At 65.4% G+C, this 25,222-nt stretch carries 23 protein-coding genes; 5 read left to right on the forward strand and 18 right to left on the reverse strand.

Features of this window, described 5'->3' with window-relative positions:
* Positions 1-40 precede the first annotated feature (40 nt).
* Positions 41-1,582: an ABC-F family ATP-binding cassette domain-containing protein gene (locus ACQY8M_RS36950; protein ID WP_428667306.1), complete on the forward strand. Its 1,542-nt coding sequence runs from the start codon at positions 41-43 to the stop codon at positions 1,580-1,582.
* Here ACQY8M_RS36950 and ACQY8M_RS36955 read toward each other — a convergent pair.
* The 7 genes from ACQY8M_RS36955 to ACQY8M_RS36985 all read right to left on the reverse strand — a co-directional run bounded on the left by ACQY8M_RS36955 (position 1,579) and on the right by ACQY8M_RS36985 (position 8,224).
* Positions 1,579-1,878 (reverse strand): hypothetical protein, encoded by a 300-nt coding sequence (locus tag ACQY8M_RS36955; protein WP_428667308.1) that lies wholly within the window; start codon positions 1,876-1,878, stop codon positions 1,579-1,581. The genes ACQY8M_RS36950 and ACQY8M_RS36955 overlap by 4 nt on opposite strands.
* A gap of 58 nt (positions 1,879-1,936) precedes the next feature.
* Positions 1,937-2,713, reverse strand: coding sequence for an ABC transporter permease (locus tag ACQY8M_RS36960; protein ID WP_428667310.1), 777 nt, complete (start codon positions 2,711-2,713; stop codon positions 1,937-1,939).
* Entirely contained in the window at positions 2,710-3,495 is a 786-nt protein-coding gene (locus ACQY8M_RS36965) for an ABC transporter ATP-binding protein (protein WP_428667312.1), read from the reverse strand. Before ACQY8M_RS36965 ends, ACQY8M_RS36960 begins: the two co-directional genes overlap by 4 nt.
* Before the next feature lie 90 nt (positions 3,496-3,585).
* A complete protein-coding gene (locus ACQY8M_RS36970) occupies positions 3,586-4,599 on the reverse strand; it encodes an ABC transporter substrate-binding protein (protein ID WP_428667314.1) in 1,014 nt (337 codons plus the stop codon).
* 68 nt (positions 4,600-4,667) lie between these two features.
* Positions 4,668-6,428, reverse strand: a complete 1,761-nt coding sequence (locus tag ACQY8M_RS36975) for a glucan ABC transporter ATP-binding protein/ permease (protein WP_428667316.1) — start codon at positions 6,426-6,428, stop codon at positions 4,668-4,670.
* 118 nt (positions 6,429-6,546) lie between these two features.
* On the reverse strand, positions 6,547-7,722 hold the full coding sequence (locus tag ACQY8M_RS36980) for a M20 aminoacylase family protein (protein ID WP_428667318.1): 1,176 nt from the start codon (positions 7,720-7,722) through the stop codon (positions 6,547-6,549).
* 25 nt (positions 7,723-7,747) lie between these two features.
* Entirely contained in the window at positions 7,748-8,224 is a 477-nt protein-coding gene (locus ACQY8M_RS36985) for an Lrp/AsnC family transcriptional regulator (protein ID WP_428667320.1), read from the reverse strand.
* A gap of 105 nt (positions 8,225-8,329) precedes the next feature.
* On the opposite strand from ACQY8M_RS36985, the gene phhA reads away from it, so the two are divergent.
* Positions 8,330-9,082 carry a phenylalanine 4-monooxygenase gene (gene phhA, locus ACQY8M_RS36990; protein WP_428667322.1) on the forward strand — a complete coding sequence of 251 codons (753 nt, stop codon included), beginning with the start codon at positions 8,330-8,332 and terminating at the stop codon, positions 9,080-9,082.
* 63 nt (positions 9,083-9,145) lie between these two features.
* Here phhA and ACQY8M_RS36995 read toward each other — a convergent pair whose 3' ends face one another.
* The 3 genes from ACQY8M_RS36995 to ACQY8M_RS37005 all read right to left on the reverse strand — a co-directional run bounded on the left by ACQY8M_RS36995 (position 9,146) and on the right by ACQY8M_RS37005 (position 15,308).
* Positions 9,146-9,406, reverse strand: coding sequence for a DUF4242 domain-containing protein (locus ACQY8M_RS36995; RefSeq protein WP_428667324.1), 261 nt, complete (start codon positions 9,404-9,406; stop codon positions 9,146-9,148).
* Positions 9,407-9,424: 18 nt separating this feature from the next.
* Complete coding sequence (locus ACQY8M_RS37000; protein ID WP_428667326.1) at positions 9,425-13,003, reverse strand: ATP-binding protein; 3,579 nt, start codon at positions 13,001-13,003, stop codon at positions 9,425-9,427.
* A 208-nt stretch (positions 13,004-13,211) separates the two neighbouring features.
* Positions 13,212-15,308 carry an acetate--CoA ligase family protein gene (locus ACQY8M_RS37005; protein WP_428667328.1) on the reverse strand — a complete coding sequence of 699 codons (2,097 nt, stop codon included), beginning with the start codon at positions 15,306-15,308 and terminating at the stop codon, positions 13,212-13,214.
* 20 nt (positions 15,309-15,328) lie between these two features.
* On the opposite strand from ACQY8M_RS37005, the gene ACQY8M_RS37010 reads away from it, so the two are divergent.
* Together ACQY8M_RS37010 and ACQY8M_RS37015 are read left to right on the forward strand one after the other, a co-directional pair.
* On the forward strand, positions 15,329-16,300 hold the full coding sequence (locus ACQY8M_RS37010) for a Bug family tripartite tricarboxylate transporter substrate binding protein (protein WP_428667330.1): 972 nt from the start codon (positions 15,329-15,331) through the stop codon (positions 16,298-16,300).
* A 7-nt stretch (positions 16,301-16,307) separates the two neighbouring features.
* On the forward strand, positions 16,308-16,709 hold the full coding sequence (locus tag ACQY8M_RS37015) for a RidA family protein (protein ID WP_428667332.1): 402 nt from the start codon (positions 16,308-16,310) through the stop codon (positions 16,707-16,709).
* Between the two features lie 143 nt (positions 16,710-16,852).
* On the opposite strand, the gene ACQY8M_RS37020 is transcribed toward ACQY8M_RS37015, so the two are convergent.
* The 7 genes from ACQY8M_RS37020 to ACQY8M_RS37050 all read right to left on the reverse strand — a co-directional run bounded on the left by ACQY8M_RS37020 (position 16,853) and on the right by ACQY8M_RS37050 (position 22,703).
* Positions 16,853-17,758, reverse strand: a complete 906-nt coding sequence (locus ACQY8M_RS37020) for an isocitrate lyase/PEP mutase family protein (protein ID WP_428667334.1) — start codon at positions 17,756-17,758, stop codon at positions 16,853-16,855.
* The gene (locus tag ACQY8M_RS37025) at positions 17,755-19,062 is read right to left on the reverse strand and encodes a TRAP transporter large permease (protein ID WP_428667336.1); all 1,308 of its coding nucleotides are present in this window, start codon (positions 19,060-19,062) and stop codon (positions 17,755-17,757) included. Before ACQY8M_RS37025 ends, ACQY8M_RS37020 begins: the two co-directional genes overlap by 4 nt.
* Positions 19,059-19,553 carry a TRAP transporter small permease gene (locus ACQY8M_RS37030; RefSeq protein WP_428667338.1) on the reverse strand — a complete coding sequence of 165 codons (495 nt, stop codon included), beginning with the start codon at positions 19,551-19,553 and terminating at the stop codon, positions 19,059-19,061. Before ACQY8M_RS37030 ends, ACQY8M_RS37025 begins: the two co-directional genes overlap by 4 nt.
* 48 nt (positions 19,554-19,601) lie before the next feature.
* Complete coding sequence (gene dctP / locus ACQY8M_RS37035; RefSeq protein ID WP_428667340.1) at positions 19,602-20,594, reverse strand: TRAP transporter substrate-binding protein DctP; 993 nt, start codon at positions 20,592-20,594, stop codon at positions 19,602-19,604.
* Between the two features lie 80 nt (positions 20,595-20,674).
* Positions 20,675-21,040, reverse strand: a complete 366-nt coding sequence (locus tag ACQY8M_RS37040; protein ID WP_428667342.1) for a type II toxin-antitoxin system VapC family toxin — start codon at positions 21,038-21,040, stop codon at positions 20,675-20,677.
* A complete protein-coding gene (locus ACQY8M_RS37045; protein WP_428667344.1) occupies positions 21,034-21,249 on the reverse strand; it encodes a CopG family transcriptional regulator in 216 nt (71 codons plus the stop codon). Before ACQY8M_RS37045 ends, ACQY8M_RS37040 begins: the two co-directional genes overlap by 7 nt.
* Before the next feature lie 50 nt (positions 21,250-21,299).
* Entirely contained in the window at positions 21,300-22,703 is a 1,404-nt protein-coding gene (locus ACQY8M_RS37050; protein WP_428667346.1) for an aspartate aminotransferase family protein, read from the reverse strand.
* A 111-nt stretch (positions 22,704-22,814) separates the two neighbouring features.
* Here ACQY8M_RS37050 and ACQY8M_RS37055 point away from each other — a divergent pair, with 111 nt between their 5' ends.
* Positions 22,815-24,005: a pyridoxal-phosphate-dependent aminotransferase family protein gene (locus tag ACQY8M_RS37055; RefSeq protein WP_428667348.1), complete on the forward strand. Its 1,191-nt coding sequence runs from the start codon at positions 22,815-22,817 to the stop codon at positions 24,003-24,005.
* A 469-nt stretch (positions 24,006-24,474) separates the two neighbouring features.
* On the opposite strand, the gene ACQY8M_RS37060 is transcribed toward ACQY8M_RS37055, so the two are convergent.
* A complete protein-coding gene (locus ACQY8M_RS37060; protein ID WP_428667350.1) occupies positions 24,475-25,215 on the reverse strand; it encodes a carbonic anhydrase in 741 nt (246 codons plus the stop codon).
* Positions 25,216-25,222 lie beyond the last annotated feature (7 nt).

Genomic DNA, 25,222 nt, shown 5'->3' on the forward strand with positions numbered 1-25,222 from the left:
CCCGTCATCGGGGGAGGGTGGAGGCGGGAGACTTTCGGTCATGGCGGCACGTCACGCCGTGCTCGGCATGGAGCACGCATCGTTCTATTACGGCTCGGCCCGGGTCTTCAGGGACATTTCGTTCCTGCTCGACGACGCGCGCACCGCGCTCGTCGGCGAGAACGGCGCTGGCAAATCGACCTTGCTGAAGTGCCTGACGGGGACGCTGGAGCTCAACGGTGGCAAGGTGATCCGCTCGCGCGGGCTGCGCATCGGCAGCGTCCCTCAGGATGTCCCCGAGGGTCTCGCCAGCAAGACGGTCCGCGAGGTGCTGCACGAGTCCCTCGTGCGGGTCGGCCAGGACGACGACTGGTGGCGCATCGACGTGCTGGTGGACGAGATCGGCATCGAGCCCGCGATCCTGGACAAGCGCTTCGGCGAGCTGTCCGGGGGCTGGCAGCGGCTGATGCTGATCGCGGCGGCGGCCAAGATCGAGAAGCCGGACATCCTGATCCTCGACGAGCCAACCAACCATCTCGACCTCGCCAACATCAACACGCTCGAACGCTGGCTGACCGTCGAGTTCGACATCCCGATGCTGATCGTCAGCCACGACCGCGAGATCCTCGACCGGGTAACCGAGCGCACCCTCTTCCTGCGCAGTGACGGTGTGCATGCCTTCAAGACGCGCTTCTCCGTCGCGCGCGAAGAGCTGCTGCGCCGCGACGCCACGGCGGCGGCCCGCGCCCGGCTCGAGGAGAAGGAGATCAAGAGGCTCGAGCAGGCCGCGGCCCGCTACAAGGTCTGGGCGGTCAAGAACCCCGATCTCAACAAGCGCAAGAACGCTGTCGAGACCCGCATCGCTCGCATCGAATCCGAACGAACGCAGACCTATGTCGCACGCGAGCGGCGGCTGGAACTCAGCGACGGCGACATCGACGCGAAGGTGGCGTTGCGGCTGGCCAACCTGGAGGTGAAAACGCCCGACGGCCGCAAGCTGATCGCGATCGACCGGCTCACGATCGCCGCGGGCGACCGCATCGCCCTCCTCGGGGTCAACGGCGCGGGCAAGTCGACGCTGCTGTCGGCGATCGCCACCGCCTACGATCCGGCGCGCGAACATTATGACGGCCAGGCGCCGGTGAGATTCAACCCATCCTGCCGGCTGGTCTATTTCGATCAGAGCATGCGTGACCTTCCGGTCGACGAGGCCATCCTCGACTTCGTGTCCGAGGCCGACGGCGTCAACGAGAAGGACGCCGTCCGGGTCCTGGCGCAGGCCGGCTTCGCTTTCGCGAAGATACAGGAGCCGATCGGCGTACTGAGCCACGGCGAACGGGCGCGGCTGGTGTTCCTGAAGATGAAGCTGCTGCGCCCGAACTTCTACCTTCTGGACGAGCCGACCAACCACCTCGACATCGAAGGACAGGAGGACCTCGAGGAGCAGCTCGAACGCTCGGACGTCTCCTGCGTCTTCGTGAGCCATGACCGCTTCTTCACGCGCACGGCCGCGACCCGCTTCATCGAGATCCGACGCGGCCGGTTGGCCGAGATCGACGATCCGGACGCCTTCTTCGACGCCCAGACCGACGCAGCAGCCTAACGCGGTGGTAAATCGCGCGACAGGCCGATCAGCGGCTTGGGTTCAGGCATCTGAGCCGTCTCGGGAAGCGGCTTCGCATCGCCGTCGACCGGCGAGGCGGTAGCGCCGGCGCCGACGTTGGAACCTATCCCGCTGCCGCTGCCGGCCGGGCTGCCGCCCATTGAGCCAGGGCGTACGTCGCTGCCGCCGACGCCGGGCACACGCGTGTCCGGGATCGGCGAATACTGGGCCCAGGCACCGCCCGCCGCACAAGCCATCACGCCCACGGCGACCATTGCCCAAATTGACCGAAACATGGTGAAACCTCCAGAATGCCTCGGCAAATCAGCGTCCGGAGGCGTCGAAGGTTGCGGCTCAGCTCACGAGCTGTCCGCGGAACGCCCAGCGCGTCATGCGCTTCTCGACCAGCACGCAGACGGCGTACATGGCCACGCCCATGATGGCGATGGCGAACAGGCCGGCGAAGGTGGTGGCCGTGTCGTTGCGCGCGCCGGCAGACAGCATGAGGAAGCCGATGCCGCGGTTGCCGCCGACCGTCTCGGAGATCACCGAACCGATGAAAGCCAGCGTGATCGCGACCTTGAGGCTGGCGAACAGGTAGGGCATGGCGCGCGGAATGCCGACCTTGCGCAGGATCTCGAAGCGCGAGGCGCCTAGGCTGTTGAGCACGTCGATCATCTCCGGCTCGATGGTGGCGAGGCCGGTGGCGACGTTGACCACGATCGGGAAGAAGCTGATGACGCCGGCGGTGATGACGGCGGGCAGCGCGCCGACGCCGACCCAGATCATCAGGATCGGCACGATCGCCACCTTCGGGACCGCGTTGAAGGCGATCAGCAGCGGATAAAGTCCCGCGTAGACCAGCGGCGAGGCGCCGATCAGCACACCCAGCATCACGCCGCCCGCGATCGCGATCGCGAAGCCCAGCACGGTGGTCCAGAGCGTGTCCCAGCAGAACGCCAGCAGGATGTCGATACGCTGGACGAACACCACGAACACCTTGGTCGGCCGCGGCAGGATGATCTCAGGCAGGTCGAAGACGATGCAGGCCAGTTCCCAGAGGATCAGGAATACCGCCATCGCCATCCACGGCATGGCGAGGGTGACGATGCGACGCGTGCGGTCGGTCATGCCGCGTGCTCCTGGTGGATGCGGTCGCGCAGCTCGTGAACGATGTCGACGAAGGCCGGCTCGAAGGTCGAGGCCAATGTACGCGGCCGCGGCAGGTCGATCGTCCTCGCCATGACAATGCGGCCCGGCCGGCGGCTCATCACATAGACGGTGTCGGCCAGGTAGACCGCCTCGCGCAGGTCGTGGGTCACCAGCACGCCTGTGAAGCGTTTCTCCAGCCAGAGCGCCTGCATGACGCCCCACAGTTCCTCGCGCGTGAAAGCGTCGAGCGCGCCGAACGGCTCGTCGAGCATCAGCAGCTCGGGCTCGTGGATCAGCGCTCGGCAGAGGTTGGAGCGCTGCTGCATGCCGCCCGAGAGCTGCCAGGGATACTTGTCGGCGAAGTCGCTGAGGCCGACGGTCTTGAGCAGCGCCATCGCCTTGGCAACGTACTCCGCACGATGGCGGCGGAAGCGCCGCTTGTGCGGCTCGACGATCTCCATCGGCAGCAGGACGTTGTCGATGGTCGTGCGCCACGGCATCAGGGTCGGGTTCTGGAACGCCATGCCGACGCCCTTGATCGGCCGCGTCACCCGCTTGCCGGCGACCGTCACCACGCCGCTGGTGGCGGGCAGTAGCCCGGTCACCAGCTTCATGATCGTCGACTTGCCGCAGCCCGACGGACCCACGACGGCGACGAACTCGCCCTTGCCGATGTCCATCGTGGCATCGGCCAGGGCGAGCGTCGTTTCCTTGCCGAGACGGTAGGTGAGGCTGACGGCCTTGAGGTCGACGAAGCTCATCTCAGTTGCTGGGAGCGCGGCTCTCCAGAGCCGCTCTTCCTTCGCCTCGCCCTATGAGCGGCTCTGGAGAGCCGCGCTCCCAGCGGAAGATCACTTGGCGACCATCCGGTCGGCCTGGGGCGGCAGGAACTTGTTGGTGAACACCTTGTCCGGCGCCGGCGCCTCGGGCAGGCCGAACGCATCGGACACCGTCTTGACCGCCTTGGCGAAACGCGCCGGATCAACGTCGCCCATGCCGTTGGCCTTCACCCAGGGCGTGAAGATGTTGGTCTGCAGCGAGATCTGCAGGCGCTCGGTCTCGAGCGCCTCGTCGACCAGCGGGTCCTTCTTCTTCGCGGCGGCGATGCCGACCTTGTTGTCGGCAATCACGTCCTTCCAGCCCTTGATCGTGGCGGCGATGAAGCCCTTCACCGCCTTCTCGTTCTTGGCCATCTCGGACGACACGACGATGCCGTTGGCATAGAGGTCGAGGCCGAAGTCGACATAGCGCATGGCCACGATGTCATCGAACTTCACGCCGCGCGCCTTGAGGTCGAGCATCGAGGAGAAGTAGTGGCCGGAGACGAAGTCGACCGTGCCCTGCACCAGACTCTGCTCGCGCAGCTGCGGGGTCAGGTTGACGTGCTCCCACTTCGAGATGCCGTTGATCTTCGCGAAGGCCGGGAACAGGCGGAACGAGGCGTCGAACACCGGCGCGCCAAGTTTCTTGCCCTCGAGGTCCTTCGGTCCCTTGATGCCGCTCTTCTTCAGCGCATAGACGCCGAACGGCGCGTAGTCGTAGGCCATGAACACGCAGAGCACTTCCTTGCCCGGGTTCTTGGCGTTGTATTCGATCGTCGAGTTCACGTCGGCGAAGCCGATCTGGTAGGCGCCGGTAGCGACCCGCTGCACCGCGCCGGCCGAGCCCTGGCCCGGATCCATCGTGACGTCGAGCCCTTCAGCCTTGTAGTAGCCCTTGTCGAGAGCCACCAGGAACGGCGAGGTCGGGCCCTGGAACACCCAGTCGAGCGTGAATTTGATCGGCGTCTGCGCGTTGGCCGGCACCATCCCCATGGCCAGCACGATCGCGGCCGCGCCACCCAACCACCTGGCGATCCTGTTCATCGTCATCCCCTCGTTTCGTTCCCTGTGCGCGACTCTTAGGCGGCCCCACAGGTCCCGCCAAGGGGATATCAGGCAGATTCTATGCCAGCCCTCTGCGTGGCCACGAGGCCGGCGAAGACGCCGCCCTTGGCCATCAGCTCGGCGTAGCTGCCCTGCTCGGCCATGCGGCCATGCTCCAGCACGACGACCTGGTCGGCATCTCGAATGGTCGACAGGCGATGGGCGATCACGAAAGTGGTGCGGCCCTGCATCAGCACCTTGAGCGCCTTCTGGATGCGCGCCTCCGTCACCGAATCGAGCGCGCTCGTCGCCTCGTCGAGGATCAGGATCGGCGGGTTCTTGAGCAGCGCGCGGGCGATGGCCAGCCGCTGCCGCTCGCCCCCGGACAAGGTCGCGCCGCGCTCGCCGACCAGCGTCTCGTAGCCCTGCGGCTGGCGCACGATGAAGTCGTGCGCCTCGGCGAGCCTGGCCGCCTCCTCGAGCTCGGCCTGGGTCGCATCGGGCTTGCCGATGCGCAGATTGTCGGCGATCGAGCGGTAGAACATCGTTGAATCCTGGAACACCACGCCGATGTTGCGGCGCAGCGATTCGAGCTTGATGTCGCGATGGTCGACACTATCGATCCGGATCATGCCCGACTGGGCATCCCACATGCGATGCAGCAGCGACAGCGCCGTGCTCTTGCCCGCGCCGGTCGGCCCGACGAAAGCCACGGTCGCGCCCGCCGGCACATGCAGGTTGAAATGGACCAGCGCCGGCCGCCGGCCATCGTAGGAAAAGTTGACGTCCTCGAAATCGACATTGCCCTTGGCGCGGCCGATATCCCTGCCGTTCGGCTTGTCGGGCACGGTCGACTGGTGGTCGAGCACGCGGAAGAAATCCGCCAGTGCCGGCATCTGGAAGAAGACGCGACTGACGAAGCCCGAGGCCTGGTCCATGCGGCCGATCAGCATTGTGGCGAAGCCCATGAAGCTCACGATCTCGCCGACGCTCGCTTCGCCTTTGGTATAGAGCCACGTGCCGAGAACGAAGATCGAGATCACCGTCACCGTTGAAGCCGCTCGTGTCAGCACCGAGAGCAGCGCCCACCAGTTCAGCACCGGATACTGCGCCGCCAGAGTCTGGCCGATGATGCGGCGCATCTCGCTGGTCTCGGCGCCCAGCCGCACGAAGCTCTGGATCAGATGGATGTTGCCCAGCGCGTCGCCGGCGCGGCCGGCGAGCTCGCTGTGATACTCCTCGACCTGGGCCTGCAACCGGTCGGTCCTGCCCACCACCCAGGCGTTGGCGACCGCAAAGAAGACGATCAGCACGATCAGCAGCAGGCCGAGCCGCCAGTTCATGAACAGGCTGAGCGGCAGCATGATGAACAGCGCCACGAAGGTTGCGAGGTTCTCGCGGAAGAAGCTGAGCCAGATGCCGAACAGGTGGTCGACGCCGGTCAGCATGATCTTGAGCAGGCGGCCGGAATGCTGGGTGTTGTGGAACGAGAACGGCAGCACCAGCACGTGCTCGAAGTAGTGCGCCATGGCGCCCAGCCGGCGGCGGTGCGCCATGCGGTCGGCCTGCAGCGACACGACGATGTTGGCGACGATGCCGCCGATGCCGACGGCAGCCCATAGCATCAGGAGCTGCCGCGCGTCGTGCCAGAGGGCCTCGCTGGTCTGGTTCCTGGCGTTGGACAACAGGTCGACGACCCGGCCGAACAGGACAGGCTCGTAAAACTGCAGCGCCGCCACGGCAACATTGGCGAAGGCAAGCGCGATCGCCAGCCCCCGCTCGTCGCGCAGCAGCCCGATCACCCGACCGTAGACCCGGAAGAACTCCATGTCCTTATGTCACCGCAAACTCGGTGTCATCCCGAGCGCAGCGAAGGATCTATGCCGGTCACCATAGATCCCTCGCTACGCTCGGGATGACACGGTGCGCAAGTGACCATCCCGACTCCTATCCCGCATGCTTCTCGCCGAGGAAGCTCTCGACGGTCTTCACGAAGAAGCTGATGCCGAACGGGATCGCCATGTCGTTGAAGTCATAGCGCGAGTTGTGCAGGTTGATCGCTTCCGTGCCGCCGTTGCCCAGCATCACCATGGCGCCCGGCACCTTCTCGAGCATGTAGGAGAAGTCCTCCGCGCCCATGCTCGGCTTGACGTTGTCGCGCACCCCATTCTCGCCGCACACGGTCGCCGCGATACCAAGAGCGAACTTCGTTTGCTCCGCGTTGTTGATCGTCGGCGGATAGCCCGGCCGATGCTCGACCTCGATCTTGACGCCGTACATCTGGGCTGCGCCGTCGCAGATTTCCTTGATGCGGCGCTGCGCGAGCGCGCGATTCTCCGACGTGGTCGTGCGCGTCGTGCCGCCGATATGGACCTCGCCCGGGATCACATTGTACGCAGATCCGGCCTTGAAGAAGCCGACGGTGACGACCGTGGCGTCCTGCGGGTCGATGTTTCGGCTGACGATGGTCTGCAGCGACATCACGATGCTGGCGCCGACGATCATCGGATCGGATGTGGTGTGCGGATGCGCGGCATGGCCGCCCTTGCCGGTGATGCGGATGTCCCACCGGTCGGCCGCTGCAAGCAACGGGCCCGGCCGCGACACGATGTGGCCGAGCGGCACCCCCGGCTTGTTGTGGATCGCGAACACCGCATCGCACGGGAACTTCTCGAACAGTCCGTCGTCGATCATTGCCTTGCCGCCGCCGCCGCCCTCCTCGGCCGGCTGGAAGATGAAGTGCACCGCGCCCTCGAAGTTGCGCTTCTCGCTCAGGACCTTTGCAGCGCCGAGCAGCATCGCGGTGTGGCCGTCATGGCCGCAGGCATGCATGCGGCCGGGGTTCTGCGAGCGATGCTCGAAGTCGTTGGTTTCGTCCATCGGCAGGCAGTCCATGTCCGCCCTGAGGCCGATCGAGCGCAACGAGTTGCCCTTGCGCAAGGTCCCGACCAACCCCGTCTTGCCCAGGCCGCGGGTCACTTCGAGGCCCCACTCGGCCAGCTTGGCGGCAACGATGTCGGACGTGCGCGTCTCCTGGTAGGCGAGCTCGGGATGAGCATGAATATCGCGGCGAATGGCGGTGATCTCGCCCTGGATTTCGAGGGAACGCGGCACGACGGGCATGAACGACTCCGGATAGGGGATTGCGCTACTTTAGACGGGGAAGCGGCGCCCAAGCGAGATCGCTCTTGACGGCCTGCATGATGAAGGACGAGCGCGAGCCCTTCACACCCGGCATGCGCAGCAGGGCCTTCATCGCAAAATCGCTGAAGGTCGCGAGATCGGGCGCGAAGACGTGGAGCAGGAAGTCCATGTCGCCCGTCACCGCATAGCAGGCCACCACTTCGGGCCTGGCACGGATCGCCGCCTCGAACGCTTCGACGGTTTTCTCCGAGTGGTCGTCCAGGGTCACCTCGACCAGCGCCTGCAACCCGTAGCCCATCGCTGCCGGGGCGATGAGGGCGGCATAGCGGGTGATGACGCCCTCCTCTTCGAGCCGCCTGACCCGCCGCTGGCAGGGCGTCGGCGACAGGCCGACGCGATCTGCGAGATCGACGATGGGCAGCCGGCCTTCGCTCTGGAGGACTGCGATGATCTTCCTGTCAATATCGTCGAAAGCGGCCATTTTCTCTCCAAGAGGCCATATTTTTGCAGCTTATCACCAAAACTGGAGGCAAGGAGATCCAACTTCGCCGGGATTCTCCGAGGCCTCCCATCCATATTGAACGTCATGCAAGCACGTGCTCCCGTGGCCGGACTTCGCGGCAATTACATCGGCATCAGCCCGGACTGGACGGTGCCTCAATCCGCCGACCTCTACTCGGACGAGGACCAGGCCGTGTGGCGCCTTCTCGTCGCGCGCCAGACCGGATTTGCCCGGGATTTCGTCTGCGGGGAATTCCTGAAAGGCTTGGAGTCGCTGAGCATCAGCGAGGGCATTCCCGACTTCGCCGCCGTAAATGCGCGCCTCGAGCCTCTGACCGGCTGGAAAGTGGTTGGCGTTCCGGGTCTCATTCCCGACGCGGCGTTTTACGATCATCTCGCCCATCGTCGATTTCCGGTGACGGTCTGGATTCGCGGGCGGGAAGAACTCGACTATCTGGTCGAGCCCGATCTGTTCCACGACTTCTTCGGCCATGTGCCCCTGCTCAGCGATCCGATCTTTGCCGACTTCATGCAGCGCTACGGCCAATGCGCTGCCGAGGCCGGGCCGGACCTCGACCTGTGGGCGCGCCTCTATTGGTACACGGTGGAATTCGGCCTCATCCACACAAAGCAGGGCCTCAAGATTTACGGTGCCGGGATCCTGTCGTCGGCCAAGGAAGTCGGCCACGCCATCGGCGGCGACGGCGTAGAGCGCTTGCCGTTCGAGGCGACCATGGTGATGCGCCGGCCCTACCAGATCGACAAGCTGCAAAACACCTACTTTGTCCTCGACGATTTCCGACAACTCTTCGAGGCTGCGGACATGCGGATCAATTAAGCACGAGACCTGGTCCCACTCAGCGCCGACCTCCGCCAAGGCGCTCAGCAACGCCTCGAATCGTCAGGCGAACATCTCCGGCCGCACTTCGCTGTCGATCTCGATGATGGCGTCGGCCGGCAGGCTAGCGCGGCGGGCGGCGATACGGATCGCCTCGGCGTTCGGCGCCTCGTACAGGCAGTAAGTCCGCATCTTGTCGGCGCTGAGGAACGAGAAGAGCCACTTCACCCCTTCCTCGTCGTTGATGCGAATGATCGCGGTGGCAGCGTCCTTGGTGACATCAAGTCGCTCGGCGTACTTTCGTTCGATCAGGTACCGCGGCATGACTTCCTCCGTCCGTCCTCAGCGTCCGAAGTCGAGCTGGGCGTCACGCTGAAGGATGCTCTTCATCCCCATCCTCTCGGCCGCTGCGACCGCCATGCCTCGCAACTCGGACGCGAAAAGCCTATCTTGGTTTCTGCCGCGCGCCAATAGCAAGCGGGCATAGGCGAGGCGCGTAGCGGCAAGCCGCGGCCAAGCCTTGAGCTTCTCGTTTAGTACAAGCGCTGCCTCGAAATGCATCGCAGCCCGGTCCCAGTCAGTCATCGTGCCGGCCAGCAGACCGAGGAAATGGGCGCCGGCGCCGACACAGATCGTGGTGGGTTTTGCCAGGAGGGCAGTATCGCGGTACGGCCACATCAGCTCGTAAAGCTTCTCGGCCCGGGTCGCGTCGCCCAGTTCGGCACAGACCTCCGTGATGTAGCTCAGCGTGAGCGCGAGCTTGGCGTCGTCCGGCAGCGCGAAGTCCGACTCCGCGAGGATCTCGAATTGGCGCCGGGCCTCTGCCTGAAAGCCGAGGTCGCTCGCAATCAGCATGAGGCCCGGTCGCCACAGCATGTCGGCCGGGTTATCGTCGACGAACCGCTTGACCAGGGGTGCCACTTCCATGAGACGGCCCTGCTCGCGGCGGATGGTGAACATCTGCGTGCCGTAGATGCCGAGCACCGGACTGAAGCTGGTCTGGGTGATTGCCACCGCCGCCTCGCCGGCGTGGCGCTCAGCCATCGCGTAATCGCCGTGCAGGGTCGCGCTCAACGCCTGCAGGCAGAGCAGCATCCACCGATCGGACTCGGCTCGCGAGATTTTGACCATCTCCTCCATCGGGCGCACGCTTTCATTGAAGCCCTCGAGATCGCCCATCTCGAGCAACCGGGTCCCGCCCATGACGAAGGCATAAATGGTGTCGAGCAGGTCACCAACCTGCTCCGACAGCCTGCGAAACTCGCGAATATGGTACTGCTGCGCCTCGAACTCGGAAGCCTGAGGCGGCTTCAGCATCAGTATCTCGTTGGCCATCACGTCGCGCAGGCTGCGCTGGTCATTGAGCTCTTCGGCCATGCGCCGGGCATGAGCGGTAACTGCGGCCGCGCGATCAAAGACGCCATTCAGCATCAGCGCCCGGCCGAGAGCGCATTGCAATCGGCAACACAGTTCCGCCGGCGCATCGCGATTCGCGGCGATCGCCTCTTCGACCAGAGTGATGCTCTCGGGTGTCGGCGATACGGTAGCGAGCTGCTCCGCCTCGGCGAAGCCGATCGCGGCTGCAGCCAGCTCGCGCGCCCTGCCGTTCTGGCGCGCCACGTCAGCGGCCTCCCGATAGGTCGCCGTCGCTCGGTACATGGTGTTCTTGGCCTCAACGCGGCCACGCACCAGCAGGAACGGCAGCGTTCTCGCCGCTCGTGACTGCTCGTCGCCGGGCAATCGCTCGATCAGCTCCAGCCCGCGTGCCAGATGGGCGTAGGCCTCAGGATACGCGCCACGACGCATCGCGCCCGTGCCGGCCCGATGCCAGGCATCGATCGCCTGATCGAACTGATCGGCCAAGGTCAAATGCTGGGCAACGATTTCGGGCTGGCCGGCGACCATATCGGGATACTCGGCGGAGAGGGCCTCGGCGATCCGGGCGTGATACTGGCGCCGCCGCGCCAGCAGCAGCGACTGGTATGCGGCATCCTGGATCAAGGCATGACGGAAGGCGTAGGCAGCGCCAGATGTTCCCGACGACCTGATCGGTTGCACAATCCCCGCCGCGACCAGCTCCCCGAGCACGCCTTCCAGCTTCGAGTTGTCGCTGCGCGTGACCAGGCGCACCAGGTCCCGATCGAACTCTCGACCTATAGTGGCGCCGATTTGAGCGAGTTCCTTCGCCACTGGATCGAGGCGATCGAGCCGGGCCAGCAGCGAACCTTGCAGCGAATCCGGAATCGCAACCCCCTGAAATGGCCCTTCGAGCTCGTAGTGGGTGCCGGCATCGCGCCACGAGGTGCCTTCGAGCACCGTCCTGGTCAGCTCCTCGACGAACAGCGGCACGCCGTCTGTGCGCGCCACGATGGTGTCGAGCACGAAGCTGGGTAGCGCCTTGCCGCCGGTAATGCGCTCGACCATCGCATGGCGTTCGCGGCGAGACAGCCGGTCTAGACTGACCGGCACGAACTGCGGATACTTCCAGTTGGGGGTAAACTCGGGCCGACCGGTTATCAGCAGCATCAATCGCGAGGCTGAAAGACGCTCCTGCAGGTCGCCCAGCAGCTCGAGCGTCGACGGATCGATCCAATGCGCATCCTCTACAGCGAGCAACAGAGCCTGCCGTTGAGCCATCGCCTCGATAGCCGCTGCAAGGACATCGAGCACCCTGCGCTTGAACTGCAGGCCGGAGATTTCCGACATGCCGACGAGCTCTGCGCCGGGCAAGCCGAGCAGGGTCGTCAACGTCTCCGTCGCGCCCGGCTCCCTTATATGCAGGCCTTCGACCGCCTCCTTCAACTTGACGACGCTGCTGCCGTCCTGCGTGTCGAGATCGAGCGCCCGACGGAGCCATATGATCACGGGAAAGAAGGGACTGTTCTGGTAGTAGGACGTGCAGTACCAGGTGAGGAACTGATGCGGGTCCTCGCCCAGCATGTCGCGTAAAGCCCGGATCAGACGGGATTTGCCCATGCCGGCCTCTCCGACCACCAGTACGCACCGCATCTCGCCATCCCGCGCCTGCTCCCAGCGCTGCCGCAGCATTCCGAGCTCGGCCTCGCGGCCGACCAGGGGGGTCAGGCCGCGATGGACCCGGGCATCGAATGGGTCCGCCGACTCCGCCGGCCCGGTTACCCGGAACAGCCGCACCGGCAAGGACAGGCCCTTGAGGCTGCGCGCGCCGATATCCTCAAGCGTGAACAAGCCCTCGATCAACCGGCGCGTCGCGGCGCTCACCAGGACGGTGTCAGGCGGCGCCTCGGCCTGGATCCGGGCGGCGATGTTGGGCGTGTCGCCGACGATTGCCTCCCTGTCGCGCGCCACGCCGGCACCGACGTCGCCGACCACGACAAGGCCCGTATGGATGCCGATGCGGGTCTGCAGCTGCACGCCAAACTGCTGGGCCAGCGCCTCGTTGCCGGCGCGAAGACCGGCAACGATCGCTCGCGCAGCGCGGACCGCGCGGCCGGCATCGTCCTCATGGGCCCGTGGATAGCCGAAATAGACCAGCACGCCGTCACCGAGATAGCGGGCCAGGTGGCCATCCTCGGCCTCGATTGCCGTGGCGCAGTGGGCATGGAAGGTGCGCAGGACGTCGCGCAGGTCTTCCGGGTCGAGCCGCTCGGACATTGGCGTAGAGCCCACAAGATCGACGAACATCACGGTGATGGTCCGGCGCTCGGCCGCAAGATTTGGCTGCGCCGCTTCCTCCTGCGGCGAAAGCCTCACCTCGGCCGTCCGCAGTCCAGCTACGGCCTTCATCAACCGCTTGCGGTCGCCGAGCGACAGGGCGAGCTCCTTGAGGTCCGCCTCGGTGAGCTCGAACAGGACGTCCCAGTCGACGCCGTTGTCGGCAAATCGGTCCGCGTGACTACCGAGCCCCAGGCTGGACAGCCACGCCCTCAAGTCTTCTGCCATGAGTCGCCCCGTGGCCTCGCTTCAGCAACTATAACACGGGACAAGGGCACTGCGAGCATCCCCAAGGCGGCTGCTCGCCGAGATTGGTGCCGAGCCCCGGGCGGCCGCGGATGGCTTCGCGGAACAGCCGCTGGAGTCGCTACTCTTGGACACCGCTCAGAACGACAGCGTCGCTCGGACCGGCAAAGTGCAATGCAATCGCATCGCTCTATGAGGACAAAGCGTGTGTTAGCACCACCAGGCCGTCGACCGCGATCACGCCTTCGCCTGCGCGCTTTACGAGTAGCGGGTTGATTTCTGCCTCCGATACTTGCGCGAACGCGGCATGCGCCAGATTGGAGAACGCGGCAATGACGCGGCCCAGTGCCGCCACGTCGCCACGCGGCAGGTTGCGATAGCCGCGGATCGTGGCGAGCCCCTTCACCTCGTCGATCATTTGCAACGCCTCCGCCTCGTCGACCGGCGCAAGCCGCGTCGCGGCGTCCTTGTAGATCTCCGCCAGCACGCCGCCCAGGCCAACGGTGACGGTGGGGCCGAACAGAGGATCGCGCCGGAAGCCAAGGATCACCTCCGCAAGCCCGCGCTCCATCTTCTGCACCAGAAAGCCGTCGAGCTTCGCGTGGGGGGCATAGTCCTTGACCCGCTTTTCGATCTCGCGCGCCGCGACGGCCGCGTGCTGCCCGTCCGGCAGGCTGAGCGCCACACCGCCGGCTTCGGTCTTGTGCGCGATGTCGGCCGACAGGATCTTCAGCGCCACGGGCCCACCTATCTCACCGACAGCCGAGGCGACCTTGCGGGCGTCCGGCACAGCGACGGATTTCGCCATCGGCACGCCGAGGGCGGCAAAAAGCGCCGCCGCGCGCCGTTCATCGAAGCCTGCTTCTCGCCCGGCCTGGAGCGCTTCGCGCGCGGCGCCTGCCGGCTCCGCCAAGGCCGGCACCGGTTGAGGCGTCGGCCGCAGCAGGCAGAGAGCCATCGCCTCGGCGCAAGATTCGGGATGGCGGAAGGCCGGCACGCCCGCCGCCGTCAGCAGGGCCAGCGACTTCTCCGCCGCAGGCGTCAGCGCGACGGCGAACGGTTTCTTCGATCCGGCGAAGCGCAGCAGCGGCTCGACCGCGAGCTCGGGATTGAACTGCGCAGACGAGCCCACGACGAAGATCGCCGCGTCGTTGCCGTCATCCGCCAGCAGGCGCTCGATCGTACCAGCGACGATCTCGGGCTTGGCGCCGGCGAGCGTGAGATCGACCAGCTTGCCCTCGCCCGCCGCGATGCCGAGCGGCTTCAGCCAGTCGACGAGAGCCTGCGGCGGATCGGCGATGTCGAGCCCGGCCATCGCCATGTTGTCGACCACCATCGCCGCGCCGCCGCCGGTCGTCGTCGCGACCGCGACACGCCTTCCGGTCGCCGGCGGGCGGTCGACCAGCAACGTGGGCACGTCGACCAGCGATTCGAACATCGACACGCGCGCGATGCCGTGGCGACGGCAGAAGGCGTCGAAGGTCGCGTCGGAGCCGGCGATCGCGCCGGTGTGCGACTTCGCCAGCTCCTGGCCGATGTCGGAGCGGCCGAGCTTGTAGGCGACGACCGGCTTGCCGGCGACATGCGCCCTGCGCGCCGCGTGCGCCAGCCGCTCGCCGTCGCGCAAGGTCTCCATGAACAGCAGGATCGCCTTGGTCTTCGGATCGTCGACCAGCAGGTCGGCGATCTCGCCCACCGCAAGGTCGACCTCGTTGCCGACCGAGATCAGCCGCGAGAAACCGATGCCGCGCGCATCGGCGCGCGACAGCAGCGCGCCGATCAGGCTGCCGCTCTGGCTGACCAATCCCCAGTTGCCGGGCCGCAGCTTGTCGACCGCGAAGGCTGCATTGGCGGTGAGCGCCACCGGCGGGTCGCTGCTCACGGTGCCGATGCTGTTGGGACCCACCAGCCGGATGCCCGTCTCTTTCACGATGCGCACCAGCTCGTCCTGCAGCGACGCGCCTGCGGCCCCCGCATCGGCGAAGCCGCCCGCCAGGATCGAGGCGACCTTCACGCCGCGCTTCGCACAGGCCGCCAACGCTGCCACCGCATCCTTGCCGTTCAGCAGGATATAGGCATGGTCGATGTCGCCCGGGACGGCGTCGATGTCCTTGTAGGCTTTGACGCCAAACACCTCGGCACGCCCCGGATTGACCGGCAGGATTTCGCCTGGAAAGCCGTGCTTCTGCAGGAAGCGCTGCGGCCGCGAGGTGGTGCGCTTCTCGTCGGCGGAAGCGCCGATCAGCGCGATGCGTTTGGGCTGGAACAGGGAGTCGAACAGGCTCATGGGCGGAGTATACTCTGCCCATGTTGTACCGTCGTAGTATCCTCACCGCGTCCCTCGCCGCCCTCGCCCTGCCCGCCGGGGCGCAAGCGCCGTGGCCCTCCAAACCCATCAAGCTTGTGGTGCCCTATGCGCCGGGCGGGTCGACCGACGTCGTCGGCCGTGTCATCGCGGAGTATCTCGGCCAACGAATCGGCCAGAACATCGTGGTCGAGAATCGGCCGGGCAAGGGCGCCAGCATCGGCACCTCACAGGTCTCCAAGGCCGCACCCGACGGTTACACGCTGTTGGTTTCCAACATCTCCTCGTTCGCCATCGCGCCGCCGCTCTACGGCGATCTCGACTACGATCCGGTCAAGGACTTCACCCACATCACCCTGGCGTCGTTCAACCCCAGCGTTCTGGTTGTGAACCCAAGCTTTCCGGCGAAGACGCTGGCCGAGTACATCGCCTACGCCAAGGCCAATCCGGACAAGCTCGCCTTCGCGACCTCCGGTCCGGGTTCGAGCAATCACATTCTGGGCACGATGCTGGGCCTGATCAGCAACACAAAGCTGGTCCACATCCCCTATCGCGGCGCCGGCCCCGCCATGCAGGACACGATCGCAGGCAACGTGCCATCGATGTTCGACTCGCTGCCCTCGGCCGCGCCGCACATCAAGAGCGGCAAGGTGCGCGCGCTGGTGGTTAGCGGCGCCGAGCGCAACCCGAGTTTCCCCGACGTGCCGACCTTGAAGGAGCAAGGATATCCCACCCTCGTCTCCTACTCCTGGTTCGGCCTGTCCGGTCCGGCGAAGCTGCCAGCGCCGATCGTCGAGCGGCTGGCGGCCGAGATGCAGGTCGTCCTGAAGAACCCCGACGTGATCAAGCGCTGGCAGGACATCGGCGCCGAATCGAGCACGATGACTCCGGCCGAATACACTACCTTCGTGAAGACCGAACTTGAAAAGGCGACCGCCGCCGTGAAGGCGTCCGGCGCCAAGCCCGAGCAGTGAGGCAACGATGACCATCCGCCGCGTGACTTCCCCAGATGTGCCCGAGCCACCACCTGAGCGTTGGTCGAACTGCCTCGTCGTCGACGGCATCGCCTATGTCGCCGGTATGACCGCGCGCGGCACCGATGCCGCGACCCTGGCGAAAATGGACGAGTACGAGCAGGCCAAGCAGATCTTCGGCAAGATCAGGAGCATGGTCGAGGCTGCCGGCGGCACGATGGCCGACGTGGTCAAGGTCATCATCTATGTGACCAATATCAAGAACAACACTAAGGTGTGGGCCGCCCGGCGCGAGTTCTTCACCGGCAACTTTCCGGTCTCGACGCTGGTGCAGGTCGCGGCCCTCGCCGCGCCGGAGATCCTGGTCGAGATCGAGGCCATCGCCCATATCGGCAAGGGTGCGCGGTAGTCGGCACCCCCGTCGTCCTGAGCGAACAAGGACTTGCGCTTGCTCTAAAGAGCTCCGCTGGTCGTAGCGCCAGATCCTTCGCTGCGCTCAGGATGACAAAGACGCGTTGCTCACGTTCCGGGAAAAACGCGGTGATATCCACTTCACTGGAAGCGCTTCTCGAGCGACTGCCACTTCTCGTTCTCGAACAGGCTCCAGAGCTGGCCATGGTCGAGCATCTGGTTGGCGAACGCGGCCGTGCCGCCGGTCGTCTTGAGCGACGCCAACAGGTCCTGGCCTGCACGCGCGAAAAGACGCGTCAGCGAGTTGGGATAGATCGCGACCTTGAAGCCCATCGCCTCGAGCTGCGGGAACGGCAGGACTGGCGTGCGCCCACCCTCGACCATGTTGGCGAGGCAGGGCATGCCGAGCCGCTTCGGCACCTCGGCAAGCTCGGCCTGGCTGGGCGGCGCCTCGACGAAGGCGATGTCGGCGCCGGCCTCGCGATAGCGCTCCGCGCGCTCCAGCGCCGCCTCGTAGCCTTCGATGGCGATCGCATCGGTGCGCGCCACGATCATCACGTCGGCGTCGACCCTTGCGTCGGCGGCTGCCCGGATGCGCTGCTCCATCTCCTTCGACGAAGCGACCTTGCGTCCGGGTTCGTGGCCGCATTTCTTTGGCCACTCCTGGTCCTCGATCTGCACCGCGCTCACGCCCGCGCGCTCGAACTCGCGCATGGTGCGGATCACGTTGAGCGGACCGCCGTAGCCGGTGTCGGCGTCGGCTATGATCGGAATCGTGACGGAGTCGCAGATGCGACGCACACGGTCGAGGATCTCGCCGAAGCTGAGTGCCCCCATGTCGGGCGCGCCGAGGGCGCTCATCGAGACACCCGAGCCCGTTACATAGGCCGCGTCGAAGCCGGAGACCTCGACCAGCCGGGCGGTGACGCAGTCGTAACAGCCCGGCGCGACGACGATCCCAGGCTTCGCCATACGTTGGCGCAGCGCGCGATGACGCGTCGGCGTGGTGCGCAGGCCGGTCGGATAGGACGTGTGATCTGTACTCATGGTGGTTTTCCCATCTGCGCCGGGAGCCAGAGTGCGATCTCCGGCCACACCATCAGCATGATCAGCAGCACGAACATCAGCAAATGGAACGGAAGCGTGCCCAGCACGACCTCCGACAGCTTGCCGTCCCAGATGCTCTGAATCACGAACAGATTGATTCCGATGGGCGGCGAGATCTGGCCGAGCTCGATGTACAGCACGAGGATGATGCCGAACCACACCGGGTCGATCCCATACTTCAGCAGCACCGGATAGAGCAGCGGCACGGTGATGACGATCATGCCGAGGCTTTCGACCAGGCAGCCCAGGATAGTGTAGAGCACGAACAGCGCAGCGAAGAACTCGAGCTGCGACAGCTTCATCGCCACCATCCAGCTGGTCAGCGATTCGCCCACGCCCGCGATGCTGATCGCATAGGAAAAGACGAAGGCGGTGTAGACGATCAGCAGGATATTGCCGCTGATCAGCACCGACGACACCATCGCCTTGCGCAGCTCGGCCCAGCCGAGCTTGCCCCAGATCGCCGAGACCACGAGGCCCAGCGCGCAGCCGGCCGCCGCCGCCTCGGTCGGCGTCACCCAGCCCGCGTAGAGGCTGCCCATCGTACCGCCGATCACCAGGGCGAAGGGCAGCAGGTCGGACAGGGCCGAGACGAGCTCGGCCATGTTCTGCGGCCCCTTCTCGCGCGGCGCGATCTCCGGCTTGAGCAGCGAGTGGACGAAGACATAGGCCATGAACAGCGCGGTCAGCAGCAGACCGGGCACGATGCCGGCGATGAACAGCTTGGACACCGAGGTCTCGGTGAAGGTGCCGTAGACGATCATGGCGATCGACGGCGGGATCAGGATGCCGAGTGTGCCGCCCGCGGCCAGCGAGCCGGCGGCCAGCGGCCGGTGGTAGCCGCGCTGGATCAGCTGGGGCAGCGCCACCGTGCCGATCGCCGCCGCGGTTGCCACCGAGGAGCCGGAGATCGCCGCGAACAGTGCGCAACCCGCGATGTTTGTCTGCAGCAGGCCGCCCGGGATGACGCAAACCAGCTTCGACAGGCCTCTATATATTCGAAAGCTGAGGCCCGAGTGCTGCATGATCTCGGCCATCAGGATGAACAGCGGGATGGCGGTCAGCGCGAAGCTGTTCATCGAGCCCCAGCTCATCAGGCCGATGCCCTTGAGCGAGGCGACGCCGCCGTGCAGCAGCAGATAGACGATCGCCGGCACGCCTATGGCAAATGGGATCGCCATGCCGGCAGCCAGCAGGCCAAGAAAGACGGCCAGAACGATAACGACTTCAAGACCGGCGCTCATGCCATGAGTTCCTTCAGGTCGCGCACGATGGCGCGGCCGAGCACGATCAGCAGAAGCGTGGCGCCGACGATCATCGCTGTCTCCGGAATCCAGAGCGGCGTGGCCAGCACGGTCGGCGCCTGGGCCTCGCGCCGGTACGAGCTCATGACGAACTGCAGGAAGTACCAGTCGGTCAACGCGATATAGGCGAACGACAGGACGTTGAAGACTAGCGCGGAGACCGCCTTGCCGCGGGGCCCGAGCCGCATTTGCACCATCTCGACCCGATGGAACGCGCCGCGGCTCTGGCACAACGCGAGCGAGAGGAAGGAGATGCCGACCAGCAGGTAGCCGACCAGCTCGTCGGAATGTTCGGTCGTGCTGTTGAAGACGCCACGCAGGATGACCTCGAGCAACATGAGCGACGTCATGCCGATCAGGCAGAAGGCCGAGAGCCAGAGGCTCACGCGCTCGATCAGGTCGAACGGACGAGTGTCGGGAGAAGCACTCATGTCATTCCCTCCCCCGTCTGCGGGGGAGGGAAAGCTTGACAGCCACGTTCAACGCCCGAGCGTCTCGCGCACCTTCTTCAGCGCTTCCGGTGTCTCTCCGCCCTTGGCCTTCGCCCATCCGTCCCAATAGTCGGCCATCTTCTCCGCGCCGCGCTTGTAGTCCTCGGGCTTCGCCTTGGTCTGGATCATGCCCTCGGCCTTGCGCTTGACCGCTTCCTCGCTCTCCTCCGCGGCCATCATCTGGGTCATCTTGGGCGAGAGCTCGACGATCGCCTTGGTCAGCGACTCCTTGTACGCGGGCGGCAGCTTGGCATAGGCTTCCTTGTTCACCGCTACATTCGCCTCGAAGTAGTTGAGCCCGATGTCGTAGCAATATTTGAGAAGATCCTTCCAGACCTTGCCGCCGCCGGCATTGGCGGTCAGCACGCCGTCGACCACGCCGCGCTCCAGCGCCGACGGCACTTCCGAGCCGCCGACGGTGAGGCCGTTGGCGCCGAAGCGCTTCAGGAACTCGATCTGCTCAGGCGAGGTGGCACGAATTTTCTGGCCCTTGAACTCGTCGAGCGAGGTGAGCTTCTTGCTCGACCAGGCGATCTGCATCGGGAAGTAATAAGTCGACAACACGGTCGAGCCCTTCTTGTCGTAGGCGCGCTCGACATAGGGCTTCATCACCGCCAGCGCCCTCTCGAACTCGGTCGTGCTCGTGATCAGCATCGGCAGGCGCAGGATGCCAGTGATCGGCACATTGCCCTGCTGGAAGCCGTCGTCGCCGATCTGGATGACGTTGTCGCCGACCGCGGTGGTGATATCCGTTGCCTTGATCGTGAGCGCGCCGCCCAGGTGATATTTCATCTGGAAGCCGCCGTTGGTTTCCTTCGAGACCCGTTCGATGATCTCCTGGAACACCTTCGCCGGCGCAAGCGTCGCCGCCGGTACGTAGGTGTAGATCGTCCAGGTGACGGTACCCTGCGCGCGCAGCACCGCGGGCGCGGCAACCGGGCTCGCGGCCAACGCAACGATGGCCTGACGACGAGTGATCATTGTTTGCTTCCCCAAGTATGGCCGGGAGGAGCTTAGTCATGCTTCACGCGTGCGCAAACACCGGCCTTCCGCCTGCCGATCTAGAGTTTGTATGGTGAACGAATGCCGGGATCATCGGCCGGGAAATCCTTCGTGTTGCGTGTGACGAGAAGCATCGAGTGGACTTGGGCCGTCGCCCAGATGATGGCGTCGGGAAGCCTGATGCGTCGATCGCGGCGCAGCCGCACGGCACCCTCAGCGACCTTCTCGTCGACACCCAGCAACTCGAAGTCGTCCAGGAATGCGCGGGTGGCTGGTTCCACTGCCGGCTCGGCGCCGACCATGACTTCCATCCACGTGACGATGCTGATCGCCTTGTCAGCGTAGCGCTGAATCTCGCCGCGCGCTTGCGGCTCTGCATTCAGGTAGTCGATCAGAATATTGGTGTCGAACAGCGCCTTCACCACTCGCTGCGCACCTTCCTCTGATAGGCGAGTCCATCGACCTTGTGCCTGCCCCACAAGCCGAACGCATCCTCACGCCGCTTGGCATGGTGTCGGGCCAGATAGTCGTCGATCGCCCGACGAATGAGAGCAGCACGCGATTTTTTTTCAGCCTTCGCCAGTTCGTCGAGCGCTTCGACTTGCGAATCTCCAATGTCGACCAAGGTTCTCATGATCCACCTGTATGATATACATATCATATATCACACAGGCGGATTCAAGGTTAAGCCGCCTTCACTTCGCGTTCGGCCTTCAGCGCGCGGACGGTCTGGCGCAGTGCGTGCACGGTCTTCTCAATCTCGGCACCGCCGTGCGTGGCCGAGACGAAGCCGCCGGGGGCGCCCATCACGTCGACTCCGTGGGTCATCAGGCCCATGCGGATCTTGCCGGTGAGCGGCCCCGCGCCGCGCGCGCCCTTGAGCTTGGCGAACGGCACCTTGAGCGGATCGAAGGTCGCCGGGTCGATCGGATCGCCGTACGGGTTGGGATAGATCAGGAAGGTCGAAGATTGGCCATAGATGCCCCATGGCACGCCCTCCTGCACCAGCACCTCGGTCAGCGCCTTGCGCAGCTCGGCCGCGGTCCTGTTGGCTTTCTCCGCCAGGTCCTCGTCACGGAGCAGGGTCAGAGCCGTGACCGCCGCCGCGGCCGACAGCGGATTGGCGTTGTAGGTGCCGGGATGGGCGATCTTCTCGATCTTCTTGGCCGCCGTCGCGGCGTAGTCGATGCGGTCGAGGATGTCGCGCCTGCCCGCCACCGCACCGCCCGGCAGGCCGCCGGCGACGATCTTGGCCTGGATGCAGAGGTCGGGCGTCACGCCCATCGCCTTCTGCGCGCCGCCGGACGACCAGCGATAGCCGGTGATGACCTCGTCCATCAGCATGACGACGCCCTTCTTCGCTGTCGCGTCGCGCACCGCCTGGACGAAGCCCGGCGGCAGCGGCACCTGGCCCCACGATGCGCCGGACGGCTCGAACATGACGGCCGCGATGTCGTCGCGCGTCTCGATCAGCTTGACGACCGCCGCGACGTCGTCGCTCGGCATGATGATCGACAGGTCGGACACGCTCTGCGGAACGCCCGGCGTGGTGCCGCCGTCGTAGGTCGCACCCGCGCCCGCCGACACGTTGTCATGCCAGCCATGGAAGTGGCCGATGAAGCGCACGATCTTGTCCCTGCCGGTATGGGCGCGCGCCAGGCGGATCGCCATGTGGGAGGCCTCGGTCCCCGAGGCCGTGAAGCGCACCCTTTCGGCACAGGGCGTGAGCTCGCAGACCAGCTCGGCCCAGCGCACCTCGAGCTCGTGGCTCGAGCCATAGTGCGTCCCAAGCTCGATCTGCTTCTTCACCGCCTCCACGACTGCTGGATGCGAATGGCCCAGCAGCATGGCGCCGTGACCGCCGAAATAGTCGACATACTCGTTGCCGTCGACGTCCCACTTTCGCGGTCCCGTAGCCTTGGCGACATGGATCGAATAGGGGTCGAGATAGCGTGCATCGTGCGTGATGCCGCTCGGCAGCACCTTACGGGCGCGCTCAAACAGCGCACCGGAACGCCCCGTCCGTGCCTTGTAATCGGTCACGATTGCCGAGTTGGTGGCTGCACTCGTCGTTTCTGCGCTGCTCATTGACCCTCGCTTGCCCACAACTAGGCTAATGCGAGAACATCGCAAGCCTCGCTTGCTTCGCCAAGGGCTGAGCGCTAATCGTGCGCCACTTTTCGCACCCCGGAGCCTCCTTTGACCGCCCAAGTGAACACGAAGCCTCGCGGACGCCAGTTCTTCAACAATCCGGGCCCGACCAACATCCCCGACAGCGTGCTGCGGGCAATGGACCGGCCGGTGATGGACTTCCTCGCCCCGGAGTTCCTCGAGATCCAGCGCGCCTGCACCGGCGGCGTGAAGCGCATCCTGAAGACCGACCAGGAGGTCTTCTTCCACGCCTCGACCGGCCACGGCGCCTGGGAGGCGGCGGTGGCCAACCTGTTCTCGCCGGGTGACTTGGTGCTGGTGATCGAGACTGGCTACTTCTCGCTGGGCTTCAAGGAGCTCGCCGAGACGCTCGGCCTCAAGGTCGAGGTCGTCGGCGCCGACTGGCGCAAGGGGCTGGAATTTTCGAAGCTGAGCGAACGGCTCGCCGCCGACAAGAGCCACGAGATCAAGGCGGTACTCGCCGTCCACAACGAGACCGCAACCGGCATGGTGCTGCCGCTCGCCGAGGTCCGTCGCGCGCTCGACCAGACCAAGCATCCGGCGCTGCTGTTGTCCGACACGATTTCCTCGCTCGGCAGCATGGAATACAAGATGGATGCCTGGGGCATCGACGTCACGATCGCCGGCAGCCAGAAGGGCCTGATGATGCCGACCGGCATGGCCATCACCGGCGTCAGCAACAAGGCGCTCGAGGCCTCGCGCAAGTCCAAGCTGCCCAAGTACTACTTCAACTGGGAGCTGATGGCACAGCGCAAGCCGCAGCGCTTCATCGGCACGGTGCCGGTGCACTTTTTCTTCGGGCTGCAGCAGTCGATCAAGCTGATCGAGGAGGAGACGCTGGAAGGCGTGTTCGCCCGTCATGCGCGTCTCGCCGAAGCGACCCGCGCCGCGGTCCGGGCCTGGGGCAAGGACGGCAAGGGACCGTCGCTCTACGGCCAGACCGAGGATCGTCTCTCCAACTCCGTCACGACCATCCTGATGCCGGAGGGCCACTCCTCCGATTCCATGCGCAAGATCGCGCTCGAGCGGTTCAACCTGTCGCTCGGCGGCGGGCTTGGCCCGCTGATGGGCAAGGTGTTCCGCATCGGCCATCTCGGCGACCTGAACGAGCCGATGCTGCTGGGCTGCCTCGCCACCACCGAGCTCGCGATGAAGACAGCCGGCGTGCCGTTCAACGCCGGCGGGGTCGACGCGGCGATCGAATCGCTCGCCGCCTAGCGACCTCGGCCCGAATGGGCCGATGCTTGTCTCTTCCTTCGTTTTCCGCGAAGTCAGGTCGCAAAAACGAGCTGGGAGACGACCATGCGCAGACGCTTGATTGCAGGCCTCTTGGTGGCCTGCAGCGTTGCCCCCGGAAGCGCTGGCGCCCAGGCCTTTCCGTCGAATCAGATCACACTGGTCGTGCCGTGCTCTGCCGGCAGTCCGACCGACACGCTGGGCCGCATCCTCGCCGAGCGGATGAGCCGAACGCTCGGCCAGACGATGATCGTCGATAATACGACGATCCGCAGGTCCGCGAGAAATTCGCCACGCTTGGCCAGGAGATTCCCGAGCCTGCACAACAGACGGCGGACTCGCTGCGCGCCTACCACAAGGCCGAGATCAAGCTGTGGTGGCCGTTGATCAAGGCAGCCGGGATCAAGATCGAATAGCTGGAAGCGGGGCTGTGGAGAGCCGCGTTCCCAGCTCAAAAGGCGGGCTTGCTGTCGGCCAGCGCGAGGAGCAGCCGCTCGGGCTTGATCGCCGATAGCCGGGTTCCCTGCTGGACCGTGGGCACGACCTCGACGCCTTGCACCGCATCGAACATCGCTGTCCCCGGATTGAAGGCATAGAGCTGGCCCTCGATGAGGTTGAACCACCAGGCGTGCAGGACGAGTTTGCCGGCATCGACGCGCTCGGCGAGCCACGGGAAGGTCATCAGGTTTGCAACGCTGTTCACGACCGCGGCCTGCTCCACGGCACGCACGATCTCCTCACGCGACCGCCCGGCAAGATCGTGCACCGCCACGTCGCGCACGTTCCGCGCCACTGCCGTCCAGGTCGAGAGATAATCATAGGTCGCGTAGGCGCTCGCTGCGCCGTCCACCAGGGCAGCAATGCCGCCACACAATGCATGGCCGAGCACCACGACGTGCTCGACGTCCAGGCCGCGCACCGCGAACTCGATTGCCGCTGAGGTGCCGTGCTGGGCCTGGTCGGGCGGGTTCAGGGCCGGCGGCACCATGGCGGCCACGTTGCGGACGGTGAAGATGTCGCCGGGGCGGGTTTGCGTCAGGATGCCGGGATCGACGCGCGCGTCGGAACAGCCGATGATCAGGATCTTGGGCGATTGCCCTTCCGTCGCGAGCTTCTCGAACAGGTCGAGATGGTCCTGATAGTAGCCCAGGCGGAAGTCCGCGAAGCCCTTGAGTAGCCGATCCAATGCCATGGTGTTC

Source organism: Reyranella sp. (assembly GCF_965279465.1).
Taxonomy (GTDB): domain Bacteria; phylum Pseudomonadota; class Alphaproteobacteria; order Reyranellales; family Reyranellaceae; genus Reyranella.